We start from the raw sequence: 24,219 nt of genomic DNA, 5'->3' as shown, positions 1-24,219 counted from the left end.
GCCGGCCGAGCGCCCGGTGGCGTCGCGTGAGGTCAGCCGACGTCGGCCCGTGGCGCCGGTTCGGCCGGGACGGTGTCCTGGGTGATGACCTGGGCGAGCAGGGCCAGCGCGGCCCGTGAGGGCGAGCCCGCCTCTGTGGTGGCGACCACGGTGTTGGGGCCCGGCCCATGGCTCAGGGTCTGCTGAACGACCGTCAGCGGGCCGACCAGCGGGTGCCGCATCTCATAGGCGGCGACGGCACACGCCTTGACCCGATGGTCGGCCCACATCGAGGCGAACTCACCGCTCTTTGCGCTCAGTTCACCCAGCAGCGCGTGCAACGCCGTGTCCTGCGGATGCTGGGCCGCCACCAGGCGCAGATTCCCCACGACCGCCCTGGCCTTGCTCGGCCAGTCCGCGTACAGGTCGCGGGTATGACAGTCGAGGAACACCAGTCTGGCCATGTTGGGACGCCTCGCCGACAGGTCCGGGGTGGCAGGGTCCAGGTGCCCGGCGAACAGCGCGTGACCCAGGCGATTCCACGCCAGCACGTCGCTGCGCCGGCCGAGCACGATCGCGGGAACGTCCGCCAGCACGTCCAGCAACTGAGCCGTCGCCTCCGTCACACGCTCCGGCGCGGGCCGCCGACCCCGGGTACGAGGCCTGTCCACCCGGGCCAGGTCGTGCAGGTACCGCCGCTCGGACTCGTCCAGCCGCAGCGCCCCGGCGATCGCGTCCAGCACCTCGGGCGACGCGCTCAGTGACTGCCCCTGCTCAAGCCGGGTGTAGTAAGAGGCGCTCACACCCGCCAGCAGCGCCAACTCCTCGCGCCGAAGCCCCGGCACACGCCGACGCTCCCCGTAGGTGGGCATCCCGACATCCTCGGGACGCAGCTGGGAGCGCCGAGCCTGCAGGAAGTCCCCGAGCTGCGATTTTCCGGTCATGGATCCGAGTATGGGCCGACTCGAAACGCACAGCCTGCCCCAGTTGTGGATAGGCACCAGCCGGTCTGGCTCCCCGACAGGACTGCTGATGACGTGGGCGTCGCCGGCCCGGCACCACCCCGCACGCAGCCAGGAGGACGCCTTGAGCAGTCCTGGCGACTCCTCCGCCTCGACCCGGTACTGGGCACCACCCGCGGCGACCTCGACGCACTCCGCGACTACATGGCGAACAGCGTCGAAACCACCCTGCTCTCCCTCGCCCGATGGATCGCCGCGCCCACGGGACCCCGTGTTCGATGACCTACTGGCGGACGCTCTCAGTTCGAGGAAGGTCAGCGGTGGAAGCCGGCCTCGGGTCCGACCCGGCGCACGACGGGCGGGCCGCCACGATTCCCAACGGGGCCGTCGTGCGGGTCGGCCCGGGTCACCCGTACCGGATCCCGGGAATCACCGGGCCTCAGCCACGCTTTCCGAGGGCCTCCAGCGCCTCGTCGGTGAGCCGGTACACCGTCCACTCGTCCTGCGGGCGCGCGCCCAGCGACTCGTAGAAGTCGATCGAGGGCCTGTTCCAGTTCAGGACCGACCACTCCAGACGCTGGTAGCCGCGCTCCCGGCAGATCCGCGCGAGCTCGGTGAGCAGTGCCTTGCCGTGACCGGCGCCGCGCGCCGTCGGGCGTACGTACAGGTCCTCCAGGTAGATGCCGTGGACGCCGCGCCAGGTCGAGAAGTTCAGGAACCAGAGCGAGAAGCCGACCGGCTCACCCGTGGCGTCGTCCTGCGCGATGTGCGCGTACGCGGCCGGATTCCTTCCGAACAGGGCCTCGCGCAGCTGCTCCGGCGTCGCCCGAGCCTCCTCCAGGGCTTTCTCGTACTCGGCGAGTTCACGGACCAGGCTGTGGATGACGGGGATGTCGTCGGGGGTCGCGGTGCGGATCATGGGCCGAGACTAGCTCCGGAGGCTCCGCCGGAGGGCTCCGCCGGAAGTTCCCGTGACGCAAGTTCCCGTGACACGGGAGAGCCGTCCGGAATGTCGATCGCGCGGGGGACACCGGCGGCATGGGTGAATCGGACCATGCGCATCGACCGGGTCTTCCACAGGGTGTGGATGTACGTGCGCCGTGCGCCGGGCACGTACATCTGGCTGACCATTCTTTTCATCACGACGGTCGCCCTGCACCACATGTCTCCGGATTTCGAAGAGGACTTCCTGCGGCAGCGCTCGACGAACATCCATGAGCTGTCGAACAACCCGGTGCGGGTGCTGTTCGCCAGCGCGATGTGGATCGACGGCGGCCACTGGGTGCCGTACGCCGTGCTCTACACCGTCTTCCAGGCGCCGACCGAACACTGGCTGGGAACCGCGCGCTGGCTCGGCGTCAACGCGGCCGCGCATGTCCTGTCGACGCTGGTCAGCGAGGGTGCGTTGCTCTGGGCGATCAAGCACGGCGTGGCACCGCACTCCACGGTCGACACGCTCGACGTCGGGGTGAGCTACGCCCTGGCGGGTGTGGTCGGCGTGCTCACCTACCGGATCGCGACGCCCTGGCGGTACGCGTATCTGGTGGTCGTTCTGGCGGTGTACGGGATTCCCTTCATGACCGAGCGCGCCTTCACCGATCTCGGGCATTTCACCTCCGTTCTGATCGGCCTCGCGTGTTATCCGCTGTCCAGAGGGCGCGGAAAAGCATGGAATCCGAAGGAGACAGTGGCGGCTCTCCGGCGTTAGCGTCCCGCCATGAGCAGCTCGGCGAGCAGAACCGTGAACGGCGGCATCTCCTTCTGGTACGCGGACGACGGCCTCCCCGCACCCCGGGAGCCGTTGCCCGGCGACGCGTCCGCCGACGTCGTCGTGGTCGGCGGCGGCTACACGGGACTGTGGACCGCGTACTACCTGAAGAAGGCGGCCCCCTTCCTGCGCGTCACCGTCCTGGAGCAGAAGTTCTGCGGCTACGGCGCCTCGGGGCGCAACGGCGGCTGGCTCTACAACGGCATCGCGGGCCGCGACCGCTACGCGAAGCTGCACGGCCGGGAGGCGGCCGTACGCCTCCAGCAGGCCATGAACGACACCGTGCGCGAGGTCGTCGCGGTGGCCGCCGAAGAGGGCATCGAGGCCGACATCCACCAGGGTGGCGTCCTCGAAGTGGCCTACACGCCGGCCCAGTCGGCCCGGCTCAAGGCCTTCCACGCGCACGAGCTGGCGTACGGCGAGAAGGACCGCGAGCTGTACGGCGCGAAGGAGACCGCCGAGCGGATCCGGGTCGCGGACGCGGTGGGCTCGGCCTGGACCCCGCACGGGGCCCGGCTGCACCCGGTGAAACTGGTCAAGGGCCTGGCCGCGGCCGTCGAGGCGCTCGGCGTCACCATCCACGAGCAGACGCCGGTGACAGAGATCCGCCCGAAGCACGCGGTGACCCCGTACGGCACCGTCCGCGCCCCCTACATCCTGCGCTGCACCGAGGGCTTCACCGCGAACCTCAAGGGCCAGAAGCGCACCTGGCTGCCCATGAACTCCTCCATGATCGCGACGGAGCCGCTGACCGCCGGCCAGTGGGCCGAGATCGGCTGGGAGGGGCGCGAGACGCTCGGCGACATGGCCCACGCGTACATGTACGCCCAGCGCACCGCCGACGGCCGGATCGCGCTCGGCGGCCGCGGGGTCCCGTACCGCTTCGGCTCGCGCACCGACAACGACGGCCGCACCCAGCGGTCCACCATCGACGCCCTGTACGAGATCCTCGTCCGCTTCTTCCCGTCGCTCACCGGCGTCCAGGTGGCCCACGCCTGGTCGGGCGTCCTCGGCGTCCCGCGCGACTGGTGCGCCACGGTCACCCTGGACCGCTCGACGGGCCTCGGCTGGGCCGGCGGCTACGTCGGCTCCGGCGTCGCCACCACCAACCTGGCCGCACGCACCCTGCGCGACCTCGTGCGGCAGGACTCCGGCCAGGCGGGCGCGACCGACCTGACCACTCTGCCCTGGGTGAACCACCGGGTCCGCAAGTGGGAACCGGAGCCCTTCCGCTGGCTCGGCGTCCACGGCATGTACGCGACCTACCGCACGGCCGACCGTCGCGAACTGACCACCCACAGCCCGGAGTCGTCCCGGCTGGCCCGGCTCGCGGACCGGGTCTCGGGACGCCACTGACCCGCTCGGACGGCTCGTGGCGCCGGTTCCGCCGACCGGTTCCGCCGACCGGTCCCGTCGGTCGGTGAGGGAGCCCGCCGGGGACCGGAGCCGCAGTCGTCAGCCCACGGATTCCGGGACCGCCGCGCCCGTGGCCGAGCGGTTCGGGGCCTTGGCCGTGACCATGAGACCCGCCACCAGGCCGGCCAGCAGCAGGATGCCGGTCGCCCACCAGATGGCCACGGTGTAGCCGTGGACGACACCCTCCCGGACGATCAGCGCCTTCTGGGCGGGGTTGTGGAGATGGGCGGCGATGTACGCCGTGCTGGTGGTGGTGGCGATGGTGTTCAGCAGCGCCGTGCCGATCGAACCGCCCACCTGCTGCGAGGTGTTGACCGTCGCGGAGGTCACGCCCGCGTCCTGCGGAGCGACCCCGGCGGTCGCTGTGGCGAAGACCGGCATGAAGACCAGGCCCATGCCGAGACCCATCAGAAGCAGTCCGGGCAGCAACTGGCCCGCGTAGTCGGAGTCGACCGTGAGCTGCGTGAAGATCACCATGCCGCCGGCGGCGAGGACCGCACCCGGGACCATCAGCGTGCGCGGCGCCACACGGGGCAGCAGCCGCGCCGAGATCTGTGTCGAACCGATGATGATCGCGACGGTCAGCGGCAGGAACGCGAGACCGGTCTTCACCGGCGAGTACCCGAGGATGACCTGGAGGTAGTAGGTCATGAACAGGAACATGCCGAACAGGGCGATGACGGCGAGCCCCATCGTCAGGAAGCAGCCGGCGCGGTTGCGGTCCTTGACGATGTGCAGCGGCAGGAGCGGGCTCGGCGCCCTGTTCTGCCACCACACGAACGCGACCAGCAGCGCCACTCCGCCCGCGATGAGGCCCAGCACCAGCGGGTCCGTCCAGCCGCGCGAGTTCGCCTCGCTGACCCCGTAGACGATCGCCACCAGTCCGCCGCAGCCCAGCACCGCGCCGGGCACGTCGAGGTGGACGTTCTTGAAGCCCGGCCGGTCGCGCAGCAGTCCGAACGCGCCGATGACCGCGATGACCGCGATGGGGATGTTGACGTACAGGCACCAGCGCCAGTTCAGGTACTCCGTCAGCAGGCCGCCCACGATGAAGCCGATCGCCGCACCCGAGCCCGCCAGCGCTCCGTAGACACCGAAGGCCTTACCGCGCTCCCTCGGATCGGTGAACGTCGTGGTCAGCAGGGACAGCGCGGACGGCGCGAGCAGGGCGGCGAAGGCACCCTGGAGGGCACGGGCGCCGAAGAGCATGCCGGACGTGGTGGCCGCGCCGCCGATCCCGGACGCGACGGCGAAGCCGATCAGCCCGATGACGAACGTGCGTTTGCGGCCGACCAGGTCGGCGATCCGGCCGCCGAGCAGCAGCAGCCCGCCGAAGGCCAGCGTGTAGGCGGTGATGACCCACTGCCGGTTGCCGTCGGACATGCCGAGATCGTGCTGCGCGGAAGGGAGGGCGATGTTCACGATGGTCGCGTCCAGCACGACCATCAGCTGGGCCAGCGCGATGACCACCAGTGCCCACCAGCGGTGGGGGTCGGGACCCACGGGCGCTTCTGGTTCACCTGTCCGGGTGACACTCATTGGCTCAGAAGACCATGAAACAGGATGAGTCGCATCTTTGGGCGACTCGGCTTCGCGGGACGCGTTCCACGGGCTCGCGGTCATGGTTCCAGCACCACCTTTCCGATCGTGGCCCTGTCCTCCAGGGCCCGGTGCGCCGAGGCCGCCTCGGCGAGGGGGAAGCGGGTGACGGCCGGGACGAGCCGCCCGGCCGCGGCCTCGGCCAGGGCCCGCAGTTCCAGGGTCCGTACGGGGTCCGGTCCGCCGGCCCTCCGCATCATCACGGGACCGGCCACCTGCTCGGACACCCCTTCCACGAGGTAGGGGGAGCCGCCGCGGATGCCCGTGCCGGACCAGCCGAACACGATGTGCCGGCCGCCGGGGCCGAGCAGTCCGACGGCGTCCCGGGCGACGTCGCCGCCGACACCGTCGAGCACGGCCGTCGCCGCCCGCCCGCCGAGGTGCGCTCGGACCTTCTCCGGCCAGCCGGGGTCGGTGTAGTCGACGGCCGGATCGGCGCCGTTCGCACGGGCCCGCGCCACCTTCTCCGGGCCGCCCGCGAGGCCGACCACGGTCGCGCCCGCGTGGTGCGCGTACTGCACGAGGAGCGTGCCGATGCCTCCCGCCGCCGCGGGCACCACGATCACGGAGGACGGGCCGAACTCGGCGAACTGCACGATCCCCATGGCCGTACGGCCGGTCCCGATCATGGCGACGGCCTGGGCGAAGTCGAGGTTCGCGGGAATGTCGTGAAGGCGCTCGACGTCCGTGACGGCCAGCTCGGCGTAGCCTCCGGGGGCGAAGCCGAGGTGGGCGACGACACGTCTGCCGAGCCACAGCGCGGCGACGCCCTCGCCGAGGGACTCGACGGTTCCGGCGACCTCGCGGCCGGGGACGGTCGGCAGGGTGGGCGAGGGGGCCGGGCCGCCCCGCATCCCCTCGCGCAGGGCGGTGTCCAGGAGATGGACGCCCGCGGCGGCCACGGCGATACGGACCTGGCCGGGGCCCGGCTCGGGGTCCTCGGTCCGCTCGTGGACGAGATTCCCGGCGGGACCGAAGGCGTGCAGGCGGATCGCGTACATCGGGTACTCCTCAAGATCTACGAGGTCGGCGCGGCCCGCGAGGTCCACTGGTCGGCGGGACACCGCAGGCCCGAGAGGCCCGAGAGGCCCGAGCGGGCGCTTCGCGAGGTCGCTGGAGTAACCACTGTCCAACCTCAAGCTCGCTTGAGGTCAAGGCGCTCCCGGATGCGCAGGGCCAGTGCCACGGCCTCCATCGCGCTGTTGAAGGACACCTCCGAGAGCACCCCGGGGGCGGCGACCTGGTCGCCCACGAGATAGACACCGTCGCCGCGGTCGATGCGCGGACGGTCCCGCCAGCTGGTGCCGGGCGGGTCGACCGCGCCCGTGCGGCCGTTCGCGACGCTCGCGCGCCGCCAGGTGACCCGCTCGCGCCAGCCCTCGAAGGCCAGGTCGAGCAACCGCTCGGCGCGGGCGACGCCGTGTGCCCCGCTCTCGCCCGGGGCGATCGGGATCTGCCCCTGGAGGAGCTGCTCCCCTGCCGGGGCGAGAGTGCGGTCCCGGGCGGTGAACCGCTCGATCCAGCCCGGCGCGTCCAGGTCGCAGACCGCGAACGCGTCGCCGCGCCGGCTCCGCAGCGCCAGGTCGACGAGGGCGGTACGGCCGCTCGTCCAGGTCAGCGACGCGTCCTTGAGGAGGCGGCGGGCGGCGTCGAGGGAGGTGGCGACGATGACCGGACCCCGGTCCGCGGGGACGGCGTCCACCCGGGACAGCGTCTCCATCCGCACGCCGAGGTTCCAGGCCCGCCCGGCCATCCGGTCGATGACGTTCGCCCAGCCGCCCCGGGGGCAGTTCGCCTCCGTCGGCAGTCTCATGGTCCGGCGCAGCCGCTCCTGCACGAACGCCGCGGACAGCGAACCGGGATCGTGATGGAAGAGGGCCAGTGCGGAGTAGTGCGCGGCGGCCCGCGCGCCCTCCGCTCCGGCCTGCCCGGTCGCCCAGGTCATGAAGTCGACGTCGACGGGAGCCTGCTGGCAGGAGCGGCGCAGCAGCTTGAGCATCGCGAAGGGCGGGGTGCGGCGCAGCGCGCCCTTGTGGCGCAGCCGCAGCCGGGCGGCCTCCAGGGGCGGGATCGGGGCGAGCACCCCGATCAGGTCGCGCTGCTTGAGCCAGGTCCAGTGCGGCCCGGCGCTGTAGAGGGCGTGCGGTCCCTCGTTCGTCCGGTACGGACCCTCGGCGGTCCGAGCCCGCCCGCCGAGGGTGTGGTGCGCTTCGTACACGGTGACCTCGGCACCCGCCTCGGCGGCGGTGATGGCGGCGGTGAGTCCGGCGAAGCCGCCGCCGATGACGGTGATGCGATGCATGGCTGGAGCTCTCCTCTGCTCGGGGTCCTGTGCTTCGGGGCCTGTACCTAGGACGGACCGAGGGCCCCGGAATGTGACATGCGGGGAGTTCTCGCAGGCCGGCGCCGATTGTCAGTGGGGGCGGGCAGGATGGGGGCATGGCGAGGAGAGCGGCGGGCGGGCGCGGCGGCGCGGGCGCGAAGGCGTCGGGGACGGGGCCGAGGGCGGCGCGTCGGCCGGAGGTGCGGCTGCCCGTCCTGGAGCCGCACGACGGCGCGGAGCTGGAGCCGGACGGCGACTACGACGGACTGGATTTCCGGGACGCGGACTTCGCCGGACAGGACGGCGGGGGAGCCCGCTTCATGGACTGCGCGCTGACGGGCTGCGCGCTGGACGAGACGCGGCTGCACCACGCGCGCGTGCTGGACTCGGTCCTGACGGGCATACGGGGCGTGGGCACCGATCTCGCCGAGTCGACGCTGCGTGACGTCGAGCTGATCGACGCCCGCCTCGGCGGAGTGCAGCTGCACGGCTCGGTCCTGGAGCGGGTGGTCGTGCGCGGTGGGAAGATCGACTATCTGAATCTGCGCAGGGCAAGACTGAAGGACGTCGTCTTCGAGAGCTGTGTCCTGGTAGAGCCGGACTTCGGGGGCGCCCGCCTGGAGCGGGTGGAGTTCGTGGACTGCGCCCTGAAGGGGGCGGACCTCACCGAGGCCACCCTCGTGGACGTGGACCTGCGCGCGGCGGCGGAGCTGGACATCGCGCGGGGCGTGGACCGGCTCGCGGGCGCGGTCATCAGCCCGGCCCAGCTCCTGGACCTGGCGCCGGTGCTGGCGGCGGCGCTCGGCGTCAGGGTGGAGGGCTAGGGCTAGGGCTAGGGCTCGTCGGGCCGGCCCGACGGACGCGCGGGCTCAGAGGCGCGGGCTCAGGGGCGCACGGGCTCAGGGGCGCACGGGCTCAGGGGCGCGGGTTCTATGCGCAGCACAACGGACCGTGCCCCCGGCGGTTCACCGTCCTTCACGGGCGAAGGGACCGGGGCGGTCGCCCACCGGCGGCCGACCCAAACGGCTGCCCGGCTCTAGGAGACGCGCGGGAAGCGGGCCTGCAGCGTCCAGATCGCCGGGTTCTCGGCGAGGTCGTCGTGCAGGTCGGTGAGGTCCGCGAGCAGGTCGTGCAGGAAGTCACGGGCCTCGCGGCGGAGCTCGGTGTGGGAGAAGGTCAGCGGCTCCTCGTCGCCCGGCATCCAGTCGGCCTCGATGTCCACCCAGCCGAAGCGGCGCTCGAAGAGCATGCGGTCGGTCGACTCGGTGAAGTCCAGTTCCGCCCGCTGGGGGCGGGAGGCCCGGCTGCCGAGAGGGTCGCGGTCGAGCTGCTCCACGATGTCGCACAGCGCCCACGCGAAGTCGAGCACCGGCACCCAGCCCCAGCCCGTGGCCACCTCGCGGTCCGTCTTGGTGTCGGCGAGGTAGACGTCGCCGCAGAACAGGTCGTGCCGCAGCGCGTGGACGTCCGCGCGGCGGTAGTCGGTCTGCGGGGGGTCAGGGAAGCGGTTGGAGAGGGCGTAGCCGATGTCGAGCACGAGGTGATGGTGTCACGTCGGGGGTGCCCCTTCCCGCCCGGCGGTTTCCGGCCGCTTACGGGTACCGGGCCCGGCGGTCAGGGCTGCTCCGGAGGGTGCGGCCCAGTGGCTCAGGCAGCCCGGGGACGCGGGGCCGCGCTGCCACCGGGCCGACGTCCCGGGGCGGCGGTTTCCGGACGGTTTCGGGGGTGCCCGGCCGGTGGGGGAGGGCTGTCCCGCCTGCGGCGGCGGGACAGCCCTTAGGATCGCGGATGTGCCCCGATCTTCCGTCACCGTCCCCTTTGCCCTGGCCCTCACGCTCGTCGCGGGCCTCACCGCCTGCGGCGGGGACGACGTGCACGGGAAGCCCGGCGCGGCCGGTGTCGGCGATCCGTACTTCCCGAAGATGGGCAACGGCGGGTACGACGTCACGCACTACGGACTGACCCTCTCCTACGACCCGGGGGACAAGCGGCTGAAGGGTACGGCCGAGATCACCGCGCGGGCCCTGACGGACCTCAGCGCCTTCCGTCTCGACCTGTCGGGGCTGAACGTCTCCGACGTCACCGTCGAGGGCCGGAGCGCCCGCTGGAGCCGGGCGGGCCAGGAGCTGACCGTGCGCCCGCGCGCCGACCTCGACAAGGGGGAGACGTTCCGCACGACGGTCCGCTACTCCGGCACCCCCAGGACGATCACCGACCCCGACAACTCCGAGGAGGGCTGGCTGCGCACGGCCGACGGCGCCCTCGCGCTCGGGGAGCCCACGGGGTCGATGGCCTGGTTCCCCGGCAACCACCACCCCGTCGACAAGGCGGCGTACGACATCGGCATCACCGTCCCGGAAGGCCTCCAGGCCGTCTCCAACGGCGAGTTGACGAGCGAGACGACCGCGAAGGGCCGTACGACCTACGCGTGGCACACGGCCGAACCGATGGCGAGCTACGTGGCGACGCTCGCGATCGGCCGGTACGACATCACCCGCTCGACGGCGAAGAACGGACTGCCGGTCTACGTGGCGGTGGACCCGACCCAGAAGCAGGCGAGCGAGAAGGTGCTGGGGCAGATCCCCGAGGTCGTGGACTGGGAGGAGTACAACTTCGGCCCGTACCCCTTCTCCTCCACCGGGGCGATCGTGGACCGCCCCGACGACGCGGGCTACGCCCTGGAGACCCAGACCCGCCCCGTCTTCCCCGGCGCCACCGACACCAAGACCCTGGTCCACGAACTGGCCCACCAGTGGTTCGGCGACTCGGTCACCCCGAAGTCCTGGCGGGACATGTGGCTCAACGAGGGCTTCGCCACTTACGCGGAGTGGCTGTGGCAGGAGGACCACGGCGGCAACTCGGCCGAGAAGATCTTCGACTCCCTCTACAAGGGCGAGTATTACGAACCGGTCGACAGCAGCGAGGTCTGGGCCTTCCCGCCCGCCGACCCGCCCGGTGCCGCGCAGATCTCCGACCCGCCGGTCTACTACCGGGGGGCGATGGTCCTGCAGAAGATCCGCCAACTGGTCGGCGACGACACCTTCTACGACATCGTCCAGGGCTGGGCCGCCGCGCACCGCCACGCGAACGCGGACACGGCCGATTTCACGGCGTACGTCGAGAAGGCCGCGCCGGACAAGGATTTCAGCGGGATCTGGAAGAACTGGCTGTACGGAAAGGGCAAGCCGGCCCACCCCTGAGACGGGAGGGGCCCCGGACGGCGTCCGGGGCCCCTCCCGTCAAGCGGGTACTCAGGATCAGACGCTGACGCCGAAGTCCTGCGCGATACCCGCCAGGCCCGAGGCGTAGCCCTGGCCGACCGCGCGGAACTTCCACTCCGCGCCGTTGCGGTAGAGCTCGCCGAAGACCATGGCGGTCTCGGTGGCCGCGTCCTCGGAGAGGTCGTAGCGGGCGATCTCGGCGCCGCCGGCCTGGTTCACGATGCGGATGTAGGCGTTGCGGACCTGGCCGAAGTTCTGCGTCCGGGTCTCCGCGTCGTAGATGGAGACCGGGAAGACGATCTTCTCGACGTCGGCGGGGAGGCCCGCCAGGTTGACGTTGATCGCCTCGTCGTCGCCGGCGCCCTCGCCCGTCCGGTTGTCACCGGTGTGGACGATGGTCTGGTCCGGGGTCTGCTTGTTGTTGAAGAAGACGAAGTGGGCGTCCGAGTAGACCTTGCCCTGGGGGTTGACCGCGATGGCCGAGGCGTCGAGGTCGAACTCGGTGCCCGTGGTGGTGCGGACATCCCAGCCAAGGCCCACGGTGACGGCGGTCAGGCCCGGAGCCTCCTTGGTGAGCGAGACGTTGCCACCCTTGGACAGGCTTACAGCCATTGTTGGGAGTCCCTTCCCTCGTGACGTACGGGCTTCGTACTGGGGACGAAGCTACCGTCACCTCTATGAACGCCAAGGGGGGTACCCGAGGTTCCGCCTGTCTTTACCTTTTTTACCCAGAACCCACTCTTCACTCCGAGAGACGACGAAAACCGGGTGACGCGGACCGGCCGGGCACGCGACCATGAACACATGTCCGGTCCCTATGTCATCCGCGGCTCCGTCTCCCTGCCCGAGGCCGAGCTCATATGGCGTTTCTCGCGCTCCGGCGGGCCGGGCGGGCAGCACGTCAACACCAGCGACACGCAGGTCGAACTCCGCTTCGACCTCGCGAACACCGAGGCGCTGCCGCCCGTGTGGAAGGACCGCGCCCTCGCGAAGCTGGAGGGACGGCTCGTCGACGGGGTCATCAGCGTCCGCTCCTCCGAACACCGCTCCCAGTGGCGCAACCGCGAGACGGCGGCAGTTCGCCTGGCCTCCCTGCTCGCCGAGGCCACCGCGCCGCCGCCCAAGCCGCGCCGCGCCACCCGCATTCCCCGGGGCATCAACGAACGCCGCCTGCGCGAGAAGAAGCAGCGCTCCGACACCAAGCGCGGTCGCACCGGCCGCGACTGGGGCTGACCCCGGTCCCACTCCCGCCCGGCCGTCATAGCGGCCGGGCTGTCGCGTCTTGGCCCGTCGCCCGGCGGGTCGTTCAGGAGGACGCTTCGGCCGCCTCAGCCCAGTTGCCGGTAGCGGCCCTTGAAGTACGTGAGGGGGCCGCCGTCCGCGCTCGGTACGTGGGCCGTCAGGACGCGGCCGATGACCAGGGTGTGGTCGCCCGCCGGAATCCGCTGCTCGGTGCGGCACTCCAGGGTCGCCAGGGCGCCGCCCACCAGGAGCGCCCCGGAGGCCTCGCCGCGGACGTACGGGATGTCCTCGAAGAGGAGCCGGTCGCTGATGCGGCCCTTCATGGAGAAGCGGCCCGCGATGTGGCGCTGGTTCTCCGAGAGCACGGAGACGCCCCACAGAGGCCGTTCGTCGAGCAGGTCGTCCATCCGGGAGCCCTCGCGCAGGCTGACCAGGACGAGCGGCGGGTCCAGGGAGACGGACATGAACGCGGTCGCGGTCATGCCGACGTCCTCGCCGCCCGGTCCGCCCGGGGCCAGCTCGGGCTCGTGCGCGGTCACCAGGACCACACCCGCGGCCAGCCGGGTCATGGCGGCGCGGAACTCGTCGTTGCTCACCCCCTCAGCATGCACGGACGGGGTGACGGGAAGGGCGGGCGAAGTCGTGAGCACGCCGAAACGCTAGTGTCCGCTCCGGGGGCGGCGCATCGGACCTCGGCCCGAACCTGGACCTAGGTCCCGGGACGGAGAGACGCCCGAAACGGAGCCGGGAACGGAGCAGGAGGCGGCGCGGGGAACGGAACCGGGGCGGGGTGGACCGAAGCGGAGACGGGAACGGCCGTACTCTCGTCCGTACTCATTCGGTGGGCGCAAGAGTGCACAGGTTCTGCACAGTCGTCCAATAATGCATTCGGTAAACGCACACTGAAATGCAGAAACTCCACTCAATTGCTCAGGTTCTGTTGTGACTTGAGTCACAGGAGCCATATTTTGTTGACCCTGTGTACCGAGTGGGGAGCGCGCTGTGATTCAGTGGCGGGGGCGTTACGCAGGAACCTACCGAGCGGTACGGCGTGAAGCGGCTCACGGGAAGCGCCGAGCAGTCAGCACGGAATTCGAAGAGCACCTAGTACGCCGAGAGAACCCTGGAGTTGCTGCGAGGTCTCGAGGGGAGGGCGAATGGAGACCGAGTCGGAGCCCTACGTCCGTCTTGCGACCCTGCGGCAACTGCACCAGGTGATGGCGGACATGAACACCGCCCGCAGCCTGGCCGACACGCTGCAGACCGTCGCCGACGGCGTGGTCACCGGGCTCGGCTACGAGCTGGCCTGCGTCAACCTCGTACGCCCCGACGGCGACCTCGTCGTCGCCGCTCTCGCCGGGAACTCCGCCGCCGAAGCCCTCATCACCGGCCGCGTCGGCTCCCGTGCCTCCTGGGACCGCCGGCTGACCATGGGCGAGTCCTGGGGCGACCTGCGGTTCATACCGCACACCGAGGGCTGGGTCCTCGACGAGGACGACGTGCCGCAGTGGTACACCGACGGTCCCGCGCCCCGCTTCGAGGACGAGTGGCACCCCTCCGACCGCCTCTTCGCGCCGATGTACACCCCGAGCGTCTCCGGCGGCAGCAACAGCGGCGGCCACGGCGAGCTGATCGGCGTCCTGTCCGTGGACCGGCCGCGCAACGGCCGCAGGCCGGGCGCCTGGGGCCGCGAGGCGCTGCAGATGTACGCCTTCCAGGCCGCCATCGCGATTAGCAACGCGCGTCTACGTGCGAATATGCAGCGCGCCCTGGTCCGTCTGGAGCGCGAACAGCAGGCCCTGCGCGCCAGCGAGGAGTCCTTCCGGCAGGCCTTCGAGTACGCCCCCTCCGGCATGGCGATCGCCGAGATGGGCGGCGACCAGCACGGCCGCATCCTGCGCACCAACGACGCCCTGTGCCGGCTCCTCGGCCGGCCCGCCTCCGCGATGCGCCGCTACTCCTTCTCCGACCTCGTGCACCCCGAGGACATCGGCACCCTGCTGCGGACCTCCGCCGAGGGCGGCCGGGCCGAGCTGCGGCTCGGGCGCCGCGACGGCACCTACGTCTGGGTCCATCTGCGCAACTCCGTCGTCGCGGACGCCGCCGACGGTCCCCGCTTCCTGCTCACCCACGTCGAGGACATAGAGGACCGCAAACGCCGTGAGCTCCAGCTCGCGCACCGCGCCTCGCACGACGCCCTCACCGGCCTGCCCAACTCCGCCGAGCTGCGCTCCCGGCTCGGCGCCCGCCTCTGCCGGCCCCCGCAGGCGCTGCCGCCCGGCGCGGTCGCCTCGCTGGACGCGGCGTACGGGCACGGGGACTTCGCGGACGTGTCGTCCGGCGAGTACGACGACAACGGCCACCCCGGCTACGACGGGAACGGGCACGGCTTCGACTTCCGTGCCGGCGCCGAGGCGTTCGACGCCTTCGACCACCACGTGCACACCATCGCCCCGGAGGGCGATACGGACGACGGCGCCAAGGGGCTCGCGGTGCTCTTCTGCGACCTCGACGGCTTCAAGTCGATCAACGACCGGTTCGGGCACAACGCGGGTGACGAGGTTCTCATCGAGGTCGCCCGCCGTCTCACCCACGGGGTCCGGGACGGCGACACGGTGGCCCGGCTCGGCGGCGACGAGTTCGTGGTGCTCGCCGACGGCCTCGGCCGGGCGGACGCGCAGGACCTCGCCGTACGCCTGCGGAACGCGATCATCCCTCCCATCAGGGTCGATGGACGGGCTGTTCGCGTGGGCGCGAGTTTCGGCATCGGATGGGCGCACTGCGGCATGACGGCGGACGAGGTGTTGAAATCCGCTGACGAACGGATGTACGTCGAGAAACGTTCGCGTCCCAAACAGCACAGGCGTGCGGGATAAGACACAGGTCAGTAGGTTGATGCGGTGGATGCCCCCCGTTCGGCCCAGCGAAACCGGGTAGGCTCGCCAATCATTCGTGTACCGCATCAGAACCGCACCCGCTGAGGAGACCAAGGGATGACGCCCGGCAACAACGGCGCGAGCACGCCCGAGGACGACGACCCGTTCGGCTATCTCTACGCCGACGGTCAGGCCAACGGAGCCACGCCGCCCTCTGGAGGCGGCGGCTACGGCTACCCGGGCTCGGTCAACCGGGTGCGGGCGGTCGGCGAGCGCAAGTACGGCCAGCAGACCGCTCAGGGCACCTACGGCCAGCAGACCGCCCCCACGGCCCCGTACGGCCAGGTGCCGCAGCAGGGCGGCTACGGCCAGCCGAACACGCACTACGGAGCACCCGAGACCGTTCCCGGCGGCGCGCAGACGGCGCGGACGCCGATGCCCGGTCACGGTGACGGCGGTGGCCGCGGCCGTGGCCCCAACACCAAGGGCCTCCTCATCGGCGCGATCGCCGTGGTCGCGGCCGTCGTGATCGGCATCGCCGTCGCCATGACCGGCGGCGGGGACGACGACAAGGGTGGCGACCAGGCGGGCTCGACCCCGTCGGCCTCCCAGAGCGCGTCCCCGAGCGAGACGACGACGAAGGCGCCCGGCGCCACCGTGGAGCTCCCCAAGATCGACGCGAAGGCGCTGAACCTGGGCACCGGTTCCGGTGTGACGACGGCGTCCGACGTCCCGGGCGCCAAGGCCGACGGCGGTGTCTACGTCACGGGGTTCAACAACGTCGGCGCGTCCATCACCTGGAGCGTCAGCGGTATCAGCAAGGCCGGCAAGTACACGCTGTCCGTCAACTACGGCGTGCCCGGCAAGGACGCCAACGCCACGCTCACCGTGAACGGCACGGCCCAGGACCGCCCGCTCAACCTGAAGAACTTCGCCAAGGCCCCCGAGGGCGACTACGCGAAGGGGTGGACCAACACGTGGGCGGACATCACCCTCAACAAGGGCACCAACACCATTCAGATCTCCTGCGGGCAGGGCAACCAGTGCGACGCGAACTTCGACCAGCTCTGGTTGGAAGAGGGCTGGAAGTAGGCGGGCCGGCAGCGGCCGGCTGAGGGGCTGAGGGGCGTCACGACAGCGAGGCTGCCGTGACGCCCCTCGGTCATTGAGGCCGGGCGATTCCCCTTCAGTGCTGAAGTGCTGAAGTGCTGAAGTGCTTCAGTCCGGACGATCCGGTCCGGACACGTCTCGCGGGGCGGAGTCACGCCGCCGTCGTGTCCGCCGTCACCGTGATCCGGTCGAGCAGGCTCTCGTACAGCGTGCGGTCGAACTCGCCGGCCGTGGGCGCCGCCACGGTCGCCGCCGACAGGGCGACGGCACGGGCCAGGCGGGCCGGCCAGGGAAGCTTCTCGACCAGGCCCGACAACAGGCCCGCGACGGCCGAGTCGCCCGCGCCGGTCGGGTTGCCGTGGGCGCGTACGGGTGGGGTGGCGCGCCAGTGGCCTTCGGGGGTGTGGGCGAGCAGGCCGTCCGCGCCGAGGGAGGCCACCACCGCGTGGGCGCCGCGCCTGCGGGCGTTGCGGGTGGCCTGGAGCGGCTCGTGGGAGCCGGTGAGTTCGGCGAGTTCGTCGGCGTTCGGCTTGACGATGTCGGGGCGGGCCGCGACCCCTCGGCGCAGCGGCTCACCACTGGTGTCCAGCAGCACCGGCACGGCCAAGGCGCGGGCGGTGCGGACGAGTTGGGCGTAGGCGCCGACCGGGACTCCCGGTGGCAGGCTGCCGCACAGGGCCACCGCCGAGGCGGAACGCAGCAGATGCTCGTACGTCTCCTGGAAGGCCGACCACTCGGCGGGGGTTATCGCCGGACCCGGTTCGTTGAGCTGGGTCGTGTCACCGGTCGTCGTGTCGACCACGGCTATGGTGCGGCGCGTCGACCCCTCCACCGGGACGAGGGCGTCCACCACCCCGGCGGTCCCGGCCAGTTGGTCCCGCACGGTGCGTCCGGTCGCGCCGCCCGTGAAACCGGTGACCGTCACCTCGTGGCCGAGCGCGGCGAGCACCCGCCCCACGTTCAGGCCCTTGCCGCCCGGCCGTTCGGTCACCTCGGACACCCGGTGCGAGCTGTGCGGACGCAACGCCCGCACGCGATAGGTGATGTCGAGAGCGGTGTTCAGTGTGACCGTGAGGATCACCTGGGCCGACCTCCCCCGAAGAGTTCTGTGACATGGGCGCCTGTCGGACGCCCGCCGGTGGTTCCGGAGGCTCGATCATGCCAAACACAACGGCGGTCGGCCCAGTCCCCCCGGGCCAACCGCCGCAAGCAACAAAGGTGTGAATCACCCCAGTCGGGGATCGACCACCCATTCTCCGCCGCGCATCACGCCCTTGAGCGCGAAGTCGGCGTCGAGAACCACGAGGTCCGCGTCCTTGCCCGGCTCCAGGGAGCCCACCCGGTCGTACGCGCCGAGCAGGCGGGCGGGGTTGGCGGAGATGGCCGCCACGACGTCCTCGACCGGCAGTCTGTCGACCGTGACGGCGCGCTGGAAGGCGCGGTCGAGGGTGAGGGTGGAGCCCGCGATCGAACCGCCCTCCACCAGGCGGGCGACGCCGTCCGCGACCTCGACCTCCAGCGGGCCGAGCATGTAGCGGCCGTCGCCGAAGCCGGCCGCGTCCATCGCGTCGGTGATGAACGCGACCCGACCGGAGCCCGCGTGGTGGAACGCCAGCTCCAGCGAGGCGGGGTGCAGATGCGTACCGTCGTTGATCAGCTCGACGGTGATCCGCTCGTCCTCCAGGAGGGCGGCGATGGGGCCCGGCGCGCGGTGTCCGAGCGCCGGCATCGCGTTGAACAGGTGCGTCGCCACGGTCGCGCCCGCGTCGATGGCCGCCTTCGTCTGCTCGTACGACGCGTCGGTGTGCCCGATCGCGGCGATCACCCCGTGTTCGGCGAGCAGGCGTACGGAGTCGAGGCCGCCCGGCAGTTCGGGGGCGAGCGTGACCATGCTGGCCCGGCCGCGCGCCGCGTCGATCAGCTTGCGGACCTCCGCGGGGTCCGGGTCGCGCAGCAGTTCCTCGGAGTGCGCGCCCTTGCGGCACGGCGAGATGAACGGCCCCTCGAAGTGGATGCCCGCGAGGTCGCCCTGTTCGGCCAGTTCGGAGAGCATCCCGGCGCGCTCGGCGAGACCGTGCATGTCACCGGTGACGGTCGAGGCGACGAGGGTCGTGGTGCCGTGCAGCCGGTGGGTGTGGATGCCCCGCAGGACCTCCTCGGCCGTTCCCGAGGTGAAGGAGGCGCCGCCACCGCCGTGGTTGTGGATGTCGACGAAGCCGGGGACCACCCAGTGGCCGGACAGGTCGGTCACGGGCGTGTCCGCGGGGGCTCCCCCAAGGACTCCGGCGCGTCGCGCAGAGGGGTCACCCGCGTCGGCGATCCGCGGACCGTCGATGATCACGCGGCCGTCGTGCACGATCCCGGTGGGCAGTACCACCCGGGCGCCGGCGAGAACCTTGCTAGGGGCCATCGGGTGGTTACCTCCGGGGAGTCGTGGGAGTGGTGTTCAGGAGGTCCCGGGCGAGGAGCCCGGCACCGAGACAGCCGGCGGTGTCCCCGAGGGCCGCGGGGACGATCGACGGAAGCTTCTGGAAGGTGACGCGTCGCTCGACCGCGGCCCGCAGGGGTGTGAACAAGGTTTCCCCCGCCTCGGCGAGCCCGCCACCGATGATCAGCGTGCGCGGGTCCAGGAGGGTGAGCGCGGTGACCAGGCCGTCGGCGAGCGCGTCGACGGCCTCCTGCCACACGGCCCGCGCCCTCGGGTCACCGGACTCGACGGCCTTGGCGCAGTCCGCCGCGTCCGCCTCCGGGTCGCCGGACGCCTCGGCCCAGGCCTGGCTGACGGCCGCCGCGGAGGCGAACCGTTCCAGACAGCCGCGCTGTCCGCAGGGACACGGGGCCCCGCCGGGCCGTACGACGATGTGGCCGATCTCTCCCGCGAAGCCGTGCGCGCCCTCCTCGACGCCGCCGTCGATGCCGATGGCGCCCGCGATGCCGGTGCCCAGCGGGACGAAGAGGAAGCGGTCCGCTCCCTGCCCCGCGCCGATCCGGCCCTCCGCGAGCCCGCCGGTGCGCACGTCGTGCCCGAGCGCGACGGGTATGCCGCCGAGCCGGTCGCCGAGCAGCCGGCGCAGCGGGACATCGCGCCAGCCGAGGTTGGCGGCGTAGACGGCGATGCCGTTCTTGGCGTCGACGATGCCGGGGACGGCGACGCCGGCGGCCAGGGCGCTCTCGCCGAGGTGCTCCTCGCCGTGGGCGCGCAGTTCGGCGGCGAAGTCGAGGATCTCCTCGACGACGGCGTCGGGCCCGCGCTCACGGCCGGTCGCCCGGCGGGCCTGGTACAGCAGCGCGGGGTGCCCGGGGCTGCGCGGCGGCGGCACGTCGGGGCGGCCCGAGGAAGGCTCGGTGTCCACCCCGACCAGGGCGGCCTTCATCCCGGTGCCGCCCACATCGAGGGCGATGACATGTCTCACGGGGGACAGTGTCGCCCTTTACCCCCAGAGAGGTCTAGTCCACTCACGTGGTGTGGACCTTATGTCCGCATTCCGAGACGGATACGGCAGGCGCAGGTCCGGTCCCCGTTCCGGTGGCCGCCCCCGGCGCTTGTCGGTGCCGGGGACTACCGTGCTGTCCATGGAAGAGCTGCCCGCGCGCGAACGGAGCATTCTCGCCCTGGAGCGCCGCGGCTTCCCCGGACCCGGCGCCAAGGAGCGCGCCATACGCGAGCAACTGGGCCTCGCTCCGGTCCGCTACTACCAGCTGCTCAACGCGCTGCTGAACGACCCGAGGGCCCTGGCGCACGACCCGGTGACGGTGAACAGACTGCGCCGGGTGCGGGAGTCGCGCCGGGACGAGCGGTGAGATCGGGGCATTCCGGCCGGCGGGTCCCCCGCTCGGCCATGAGTCAGGGGTGCGCCCGCCCCCACCCGGATAGGGTCGACCCATGGGCAGCCACCCCGAATCCAAGGACTCCTTGCCGGCCCCGGTGACCCCCGCCGGGCGCGAGGCTCTGGAAGCGATCCTCACCCGCCCCACCCGGACGGTCGTCGCACTCGACTTCGACGGAACCCTCGCCCCCATCGTCCCCGACCCCGACCGGGCCCGCGCGCACCCGGGCGCGGTCCCCGCCCTCGCGGCACTCGCCCCCAAGGTCGCCTCCGTCGCCGTGGTGACCGGTCGCCCGGCCGGTGTGGCCGTGCGGCACGGCGGCTTCGCGGGCGTCCCCGGACTGGAGCACCTCGTCGTCCTCGGCCACTACGGCGCCGAGCGCTGGGACGCGGTGAGCGGCACGGTCACCGCCCCCGCCCCGCACCCCGGTGTGGCCGCCGTCCGCGCCGAACTGCCCGGGTTCCTCGACCGCATCGGCGCCTGGCAGGGCACCTGGATCGAGGAGAAGGGCCGTGCGGTCGCCGTGCACACGCGCCGCGCCGAGGACCCCCAGGCGGCCTTCGAGGCGCTCCGGGAGCCGCTGGCCGAACTGGCAGGCCGGCACGGCCTGATCGTCGAGCCGGGCCGCATGGTCCTGGAGCTGCGTCCGCCGGGCGTGGACAAGGGCGTCGCCCTCATGGAGTACGTCCGGGAGACCGGCGCCGAGGCGGTCCTCTACGCGGGTGACGACCTGGGCGACCTGCCCGCCTTCGCCGCCGTCGAAAAGCTCCGCTCCGACGGGGTCCCCGGGCTCCTGGTGTGCAGCGGCAGCTCCGAGGTCGCCGAACTCGCCGAACGGGCCGACCTGGTGGTCGACGGGCCCGCCGGGGTCGTCCGCCTCCTCGCGGCGCTGGCGGCCCACCTCACCTGATCCGGCCGGCGTCCCCTGCGCCGGGGCGGACCGGCCGCAAGCTGGTTCGCCCCCTCCGCCCCTGCCCTTCCCGTGCCCTTCCCGTACCCGGGGCTCCGCCCCGGACCCCGCTCCTCAAACGCCGGAGGGGCTGGATGGCGCCTCCAGCTCGCGCAGCTGGTCCAGGAACCACTGGGCCGGGGGCAGGGCGGTGGCCGCGGCGGCCAGCCGCTTGGTGCGCTCGGCGCGTTCGCCCGGCTGCATGGTCAGTGCCTCGTGCAGCGCCCGCGCCGTACCGATGACGTCGTACGGGTTCACGGAGATCGCGTCCTCGCCCAGTTCCTCGTACGCCCCGGCCTCCCGCGAGAGCACCAGCGCGCAGCCCTCGTCGGAGACGACAGGGACCTCCTTGGCGACGAGGTTCATGCCGTCCCGGATGGGGTTGACGAGGGCGACGTCGGCCAGTCGGTACGCGGCGAGCGAGCGCGCGAAGTCGTCCTTGACGTGCAGCACCACAGGGGTCCAACCCGGCGTCCCGTAACGGGAGTTGATCTCGTCGGCGACCCGCTGCACCTCGGCCGTGTAGTCCCGGTACACCGCGAGGTCCTGCCGCGAGGGATAGGCGAACGCCACGTGGACGACCCGCTCGCGCCACTCCGGGTGCTCGTCGAGGAGCTGCCGGTACGCCAGCATCCCCCGCACGATGTTCTTGGACAGTTCGGTCCGGTCGACACGCACGACGGTCCTGCGGCCCTCGCCGATCTCCTCGCGCAGCGCGGCCATCCGCTCCTCGACGTCCGCCCGGTGCGAGCGCTCGCGCAGGAACTCGGCGTCCGCGCCGAGGCCGTGCACACCGACGCGGGTCCGGCGGGGCGGGCCGCCGTCCAGGTGCTCGACCGCGGGCGCCGCGTCCGAGGGCGGGGTCACGCGGTAGCGCTCGGGGTCGGTCTCGGCCGCGCACCGCATGAACGCGCTCGCCCACCGCCAGGTCAGGAACGCCACCCGGTCCGCGCCGAGCATGCCGTCCAGCAGCTCGGCGCGGATGTCGTCGGGCAGCATCCGGAAGTAGTCCTCGGGCGCCCACGGAGTGTGGGAGAAGTGGCCGATGCGCAGGTCGGGGCGCAGCTCGCGGAGCATCCCCGGCACCAGGCACAGGTGGTAGTCCTGGACCAGCACGGAGGCGCCGTCGGCGGCCTCCTCGGCCAGCGCCTCGGCGAAGGCGCGGTTGTAGGTGCGGTACGAGTCCCACTGGCGCCGGAACTCCGCGTCGAAGACCGGCTCCAGCGGGGTCTGGTACAGCATGTGGTGGACGAACCAGAGCACGGAGTTGGCGATGCCGTTGTACGCGGCGGCGTGCACCTCGGCGTCGATGGCGAGCATTCGTACGCCGTCCTCGCCGACTCCGCGCCGTACGGCCTCCCGGTCGCCGTCGCCGAGGGCGGAGCACACCCATAGGGCGCCCGCGTCCGGCCCGATCGCCGAGAGGCCCGAGACGAGACCGCCGCCGCCGCGCCGGGCGTGCAGCGAGTCGTCCTCCCGTACCTCGTAGGTGATCGGGCCGCGGTTGGACGCGACCAGAATCCGGTGGGCACCGTGCGTTGAAGCCATGCCTCGAAACCTAGCCCCGTGTCGAAACGCTCAAACGTTCCCTTCGGCCGTATGCGAAGCACGGCCGGTCGGGCTGGTCTACGCGGCCCTGCGCCGCTGGTACTCGGAGATTTCGGTCATCGGTGGCCTTTCCTCCGTGTCGACCGAGTACGTGCGCGGCTGGAAACCGTCCCGGCCGCGCTCGAACTGGGTGAGGGCGGGGCGGATCAGATGGCCGCGGGCCAGCCGGAGCTGGGCGGTGCGGTAGATCGCGGCGGCCATCCGGCCCAGCGCCTGGCCGTCCTGGTGGCGGTGTTTGCGCACCCCGACGTCGACCTGGGCGAGGGCGTCCAGGCCCACCAGGTGCAGGGCGTCGACGAGCATGCCCAGTTCGACGCCGTAGCCGACGGGGAACGGGAGCTGTTCGAGCAGCGAGCGGCGGGCCGCGTACTCGCCGCCGAGCGGCTGGACGAAGCCCGCGAGCTGCGGCCAGTGCATGTTCAGCAGGGGGCGGGCCATCAGCTCGGTGACCCGGCCGCCCTGGCCGGTGGCGCCGCCGAGTGGACGGTCGTACATGGCCTTGACCAGATCGACGCCGGGTTCGGTGAGCAGCGGGCCCACGATCCCGGAGACGAAGTCGGAAGAGAACTCCTTGAGGTCCGCGTCGATGAAACAGACGATGTCCCCGCTCGTCACGAGCAGCGACCTCCACAGCACCTCGCCCTTGCCGGGCACGGCCGGGATCCGCGGGAGGATGTCGTCGCGGTGCACGACGCGCGCGCCCGCGGCGGCGGCGACCGCGGAGGTGCGGTCCGTGGAGCCCGAGTCGACGACGACGATCTCGTCGACGAGGGGCACCTGCTGCATCAGGTCGTGGCGGATGATCGCGACGATCTCGCCGACCGTCTCCTCCTCGTTGAGCGCGGGCAGTACGACGCTGACCGTCGAACCGCTGACGCGTTTCGCGGCCATGAGCCTGTGGAGCGGGCGGTCGGTCACGGACCAGGAGCGTGTGCTCAGCCAGCTTTCGACGTCTTTCAGCACGGTCTGCGGCTCCTCACTGTCTGATCACACGCTCTCATCGGCGTGCCCGCTGCGGCCAGCGGCAGATCGATTGCCGTCGTCTCGCGGTTCGGACGACTATCTCAACTGTCCTGGCCTTCGGTTACAGTCTTGAACAACGCGGATGACCATCGCATGTCCTGGATCATCGGCATGTATCGCGTTCAACAGTTCAACAATCAAATACCGCTCATCCAGAGGGGCAGAGGGATACGGCCCGATGAAGCCCCGGCAACCCTCCAGCCGGTCTCGTACCGATCGATGTCGATCGCGTCGCGAGGCTCCCGGCTAGGGAAGGTGCCAAATCCGTCTCACGGCGAAGTGCGTCGTGAGGAAGATGAGGAAAGGGCCTCGCCT

The 24,219-nt window shown here is 71.7% G+C and carries 23 protein-coding genes and 1 riboswitch; of the genes, 10 read left to right on the top strand and 13 right to left on the bottom strand.

Translation table 11 applies throughout. The features are described 5' to 3' along the window. Positions 1–32: 32 nt before the first annotated feature. Positions 33–923, bottom strand: a complete 891-nt coding sequence (locus ACFYW8_RS10565; protein ID WP_389070357.1) for a helix-turn-helix domain-containing protein — start codon at positions 921–923, stop codon at positions 33–35. 93 nt (positions 924–1,016) lie between these two features. On the opposite strand from ACFYW8_RS10565, the gene ACFYW8_RS10560 reads away from it, so the two are divergent. After that, complete coding sequence (locus ACFYW8_RS10560; RefSeq protein WP_389070352.1) at positions 1,017–1,223, top strand: hypothetical protein; 207 nt, start codon at positions 1,017–1,019, stop codon at positions 1,221–1,223. A 157-nt stretch (positions 1,224–1,380) separates the two neighbouring features. Here ACFYW8_RS10560 and ACFYW8_RS10555 read toward each other — a convergent pair whose 3' ends face one another. Next, positions 1,381–1,860 carry a GNAT family N-acetyltransferase gene (locus ACFYW8_RS10555; protein ID WP_365871395.1) on the bottom strand — a complete coding sequence of 160 codons (480 nt, stop codon included), beginning with the start codon at positions 1,858–1,860 and terminating at the stop codon, positions 1,381–1,383. A 135-nt stretch (positions 1,861–1,995) separates the two neighbouring features. Here ACFYW8_RS10555 and ACFYW8_RS10550 point away from each other — a divergent pair, with 135 nt between their 5' ends. Continuing rightward, a complete protein-coding gene (locus tag ACFYW8_RS10550) occupies positions 1,996–2,649 on the top strand; it encodes a rhomboid-like protein (RefSeq protein WP_389070346.1) in 654 nt (217 codons plus the stop codon). A 9-nt stretch (positions 2,650–2,658) separates the two neighbouring features. Beyond that, positions 2,659–4,065, top strand: a complete 1,407-nt coding sequence (locus ACFYW8_RS10545; protein ID WP_389070342.1) for an NAD(P)/FAD-dependent oxidoreductase — start codon at positions 2,659–2,661, stop codon at positions 4,063–4,065. 99 nt (positions 4,066–4,164) lie between these two features. On the opposite strand, the gene ACFYW8_RS10540 is transcribed toward ACFYW8_RS10545, so the two are convergent. The 3 genes from ACFYW8_RS10540 to ACFYW8_RS10530 all read right to left on the bottom strand — a co-directional run bounded on the left by ACFYW8_RS10540 (position 4,165) and on the right by ACFYW8_RS10530 (position 8,026). Further along, positions 4,165–5,664 (bottom strand): MFS transporter, encoded by a 1,500-nt coding sequence (locus tag ACFYW8_RS10540; RefSeq protein ID WP_389070337.1) that lies wholly within the window; start codon positions 5,662–5,664, stop codon positions 4,165–4,167. An 80-nt stretch (positions 5,665–5,744) separates the two neighbouring features. After that, positions 5,745–6,725: a zinc-binding dehydrogenase gene (locus ACFYW8_RS10535; RefSeq protein ID WP_365871403.1), complete on the bottom strand. Its 981-nt coding sequence runs from the start codon at positions 6,723–6,725 to the stop codon at positions 5,745–5,747. 134 nt (positions 6,726–6,859) lie between these two features. After that, positions 6,860–8,026, bottom strand: a complete 1,167-nt coding sequence (locus ACFYW8_RS10530) for an NAD(P)-binding protein (RefSeq protein WP_389070331.1) — start codon at positions 8,024–8,026, stop codon at positions 6,860–6,862. A 137-nt stretch (positions 8,027–8,163) separates the two neighbouring features. On the opposite strand from ACFYW8_RS10530, the gene ACFYW8_RS10525 reads away from it, so the two are divergent. Further along, complete coding sequence (locus ACFYW8_RS10525) at positions 8,164–8,871, top strand: pentapeptide repeat-containing protein (RefSeq protein ID WP_365871407.1); 708 nt, start codon at positions 8,164–8,166, stop codon at positions 8,869–8,871. A gap of 212 nt (positions 8,872–9,083) precedes the next feature. On the opposite strand, the gene ACFYW8_RS10520 is transcribed toward ACFYW8_RS10525, so the two are convergent. Then, a complete protein-coding gene (locus ACFYW8_RS10520) occupies positions 9,084–9,584 on the bottom strand; it encodes a hypothetical protein (protein WP_365871409.1) in 501 nt (166 codons plus the stop codon). Positions 9,585–9,837: 253 nt separating this feature from the next. On the opposite strand from ACFYW8_RS10520, the gene ACFYW8_RS10515 reads away from it, so the two are divergent. Then, entirely contained in the window at positions 9,838–11,247 is a 1,410-nt protein-coding gene (locus ACFYW8_RS10515) for a M1 family metallopeptidase (RefSeq protein ID WP_389070322.1), read from the top strand. A gap of 57 nt (positions 11,248–11,304) precedes the next feature. Here ACFYW8_RS10515 and ACFYW8_RS10510 read toward each other — a convergent pair whose 3' ends face one another. Then, complete coding sequence (locus ACFYW8_RS10510) at positions 11,305–11,880, bottom strand: TerD family protein (RefSeq protein ID WP_328451147.1); 576 nt, start codon at positions 11,878–11,880, stop codon at positions 11,305–11,307. A gap of 192 nt (positions 11,881–12,072) precedes the next feature. On the opposite strand from ACFYW8_RS10510, the gene arfB reads away from it, so the two are divergent. Then, positions 12,073–12,501 (top strand): alternative ribosome rescue aminoacyl-tRNA hydrolase ArfB, encoded by a 429-nt coding sequence (gene arfB / locus ACFYW8_RS10505; RefSeq protein ID WP_389070316.1) that lies wholly within the window; start codon positions 12,073–12,075, stop codon positions 12,499–12,501. 95 nt (positions 12,502–12,596) lie between these two features. Here the strand turns inward: arfB and ACFYW8_RS10500 are convergent, their stop codons facing one another. Beyond that, on the bottom strand, positions 12,597–13,106 hold the full coding sequence (locus ACFYW8_RS10500; protein WP_389070313.1) for a flavin reductase family protein: 510 nt from the start codon (positions 13,104–13,106) through the stop codon (positions 12,597–12,599). Between the two features lie 561 nt (positions 13,107–13,667). Between ACFYW8_RS10500 and cdgB the strand changes: the two genes are divergently transcribed. Both cdgB and ACFYW8_RS10490 read left to right on the top strand, forming a co-directional pair. After that, positions 13,668–15,386, top strand: coding sequence for a diguanylate cyclase CdgB (gene cdgB, locus ACFYW8_RS10495; protein WP_389070308.1), 1,719 nt, complete (start codon positions 13,668–13,670; stop codon positions 15,384–15,386). Between the two features lie 117 nt (positions 15,387–15,503). Next, positions 15,504–16,478, top strand: a complete 975-nt coding sequence (locus ACFYW8_RS10490) for a CBM35 domain-containing protein (protein WP_389070303.1) — start codon at positions 15,504–15,506, stop codon at positions 16,476–16,478. Positions 16,479–16,647: 169 nt separating this feature from the next. On the opposite strand, the gene ACFYW8_RS10485 is transcribed toward ACFYW8_RS10490, so the two are convergent. The 3 genes from ACFYW8_RS10485 to ACFYW8_RS10475 form a co-directional block, all read right to left on the bottom strand. Beyond that, positions 16,648–17,577: a 1-phosphofructokinase family hexose kinase gene (locus ACFYW8_RS10485; RefSeq protein WP_365871419.1), complete on the bottom strand. Its 930-nt coding sequence runs from the start codon at positions 17,575–17,577 to the stop codon at positions 16,648–16,650. Between the two features lie 144 nt (positions 17,578–17,721). Beyond that, a complete protein-coding gene (gene nagA / locus ACFYW8_RS10480; protein WP_365871421.1) occupies positions 17,722–18,906 on the bottom strand; it encodes an N-acetylglucosamine-6-phosphate deacetylase in 1,185 nt (394 codons plus the stop codon). Between the two features lie 7 nt (positions 18,907–18,913). Then, on the bottom strand, positions 18,914–19,909 hold the full coding sequence (locus ACFYW8_RS10475; protein ID WP_365871423.1) for an ROK family protein: 996 nt from the start codon (positions 19,907–19,909) through the stop codon (positions 18,914–18,916). Positions 19,910–20,069: 160 nt separating this feature from the next. Between ACFYW8_RS10475 and ACFYW8_RS10470 the strand changes: the two genes are divergently transcribed. Both ACFYW8_RS10470 and otsB read left to right on the top strand, forming a co-directional pair. Next, complete coding sequence (locus ACFYW8_RS10470) at positions 20,070–20,297, top strand: DUF3263 domain-containing protein (RefSeq protein WP_261701885.1); 228 nt, start codon at positions 20,070–20,072, stop codon at positions 20,295–20,297. An 82-nt stretch (positions 20,298–20,379) separates the two neighbouring features. Then, on the top strand, positions 20,380–21,234 hold the full coding sequence (otsB, locus tag ACFYW8_RS10465) for a trehalose-phosphatase (protein WP_389070291.1): 855 nt from the start codon (positions 20,380–20,382) through the stop codon (positions 21,232–21,234). A gap of 114 nt (positions 21,235–21,348) precedes the next feature. Here the strand turns inward: otsB and ACFYW8_RS10460 are convergent, their stop codons facing one another. Next, positions 21,349–22,821, bottom strand: a complete 1,473-nt coding sequence (locus tag ACFYW8_RS10460; protein WP_389070286.1) for a trehalose-6-phosphate synthase — start codon at positions 22,819–22,821, stop codon at positions 21,349–21,351. A 78-nt stretch (positions 22,822–22,899) separates the two neighbouring features. Beyond that, on the bottom strand, positions 22,900–23,844 hold the full coding sequence (locus ACFYW8_RS10455) for a glucosyl-3-phosphoglycerate synthase (protein WP_389070282.1): 945 nt from the start codon (positions 23,842–23,844) through the stop codon (positions 22,900–22,902). Between the two features lie 205 nt (positions 23,845–24,049). Next, a riboswitch (SAM riboswitch) is annotated at positions 24,050–24,206 on the top strand. Positions 24,207–24,219 lie beyond the last annotated feature (13 nt).

Origin of the sequence: Streptomyces sp. NPDC002742, from assembly GCF_042888885.1 — a bacterium.
Lineage (GTDB): Bacteria > Actinomycetota > Actinomycetes > Streptomycetales > Streptomycetaceae > Streptomyces.
The sequence above is the reverse complement of the archived record's forward strand: the minus strand, read 5'-3'. Positions and strand labels throughout refer to the sequence as shown.

What these genes read in the sequence shown, in the direction of transcription:
- ACFYW8_RS10565 (WP_389070357.1), bottom strand. Translation starts at nt 923, where the DNA reads ATGACCGGAAAATCGCAGCTCGGGGACTTCCTGCAGGCTCGGCGCTCC.
- ACFYW8_RS10555 (WP_365871395.1), bottom strand. Translation starts at nt 1,860, where the DNA reads ATGATCCGCACCGCGACCCCCGACGACATCCCCGTCATCCACAGCCTG.
- ACFYW8_RS10550 (WP_389070346.1), top strand. Translation starts at nt 1,996, where the DNA reads ATGCGCATCGACCGGGTCTTCCACAGGGTGTGGATGTACGTGCGCCGT.
- ACFYW8_RS10545 (WP_389070342.1), top strand. Translation starts at nt 2,659, where the DNA reads ATGAGCAGCTCGGCGAGCAGAACCGTGAACGGCGGCATCTCCTTCTGG.
- ACFYW8_RS10540 (WP_389070337.1), bottom strand. Translation starts at nt 5,664, where the DNA reads ATGAGTGTCACCCGGACAGGTGAACCAGAAGCGCCCGTGGGTCCCGAC.
- ACFYW8_RS10535 (WP_365871403.1), bottom strand. Translation starts at nt 6,725, where the DNA reads ATGTACGCGATCCGCCTGCACGCCTTCGGTCCCGCCGGGAATCTCGTC.
- ACFYW8_RS10530 (WP_389070331.1), bottom strand. Translation starts at nt 8,026, where the DNA reads ATGCATCGCATCACCGTCATCGGCGGCGGCTTCGCCGGACTCACCGCC.
- ACFYW8_RS10525 (WP_365871407.1), top strand. Translation starts at nt 8,164, where the DNA reads ATGGCGAGGAGAGCGGCGGGCGGGCGCGGCGGCGCGGGCGCGAAGGCG.
- ACFYW8_RS10510 (WP_328451147.1), bottom strand. Translation starts at nt 11,880, where the DNA reads ATGGCTGTAAGCCTGTCCAAGGGTGGCAACGTCTCGCTCACCAAGGAG.
- arfB (WP_389070316.1), top strand. Translation starts at nt 12,073, where the DNA reads ATGTCCGGTCCCTATGTCATCCGCGGCTCCGTCTCCCTGCCCGAGGCC.
- cdgB (WP_389070308.1), top strand. Translation starts at nt 13,668, where the DNA reads ATGGAGACCGAGTCGGAGCCCTACGTCCGTCTTGCGACCCTGCGGCAA.
- ACFYW8_RS10490 (WP_389070303.1), top strand. Translation starts at nt 15,504, where the DNA reads ATGACGCCCGGCAACAACGGCGCGAGCACGCCCGAGGACGACGACCCG.
- nagA (WP_365871421.1), bottom strand. Translation starts at nt 18,906, where the DNA reads ATGGCCCCTAGCAAGGTTCTCGCCGGCGCCCGGGTGGTACTGCCCACC.
- ACFYW8_RS10470 (WP_261701885.1), top strand. Translation starts at nt 20,070, where the DNA reads ATGGAAGAGCTGCCCGCGCGCGAACGGAGCATTCTCGCCCTGGAGCGC.
- otsB (WP_389070291.1), top strand. Translation starts at nt 20,380, where the DNA reads ATGGGCAGCCACCCCGAATCCAAGGACTCCTTGCCGGCCCCGGTGACC.
- ACFYW8_RS10460 (WP_389070286.1), bottom strand. Translation starts at nt 22,821, where the DNA reads ATGGCTTCAACGCACGGTGCCCACCGGATTCTGGTCGCGTCCAACCGC.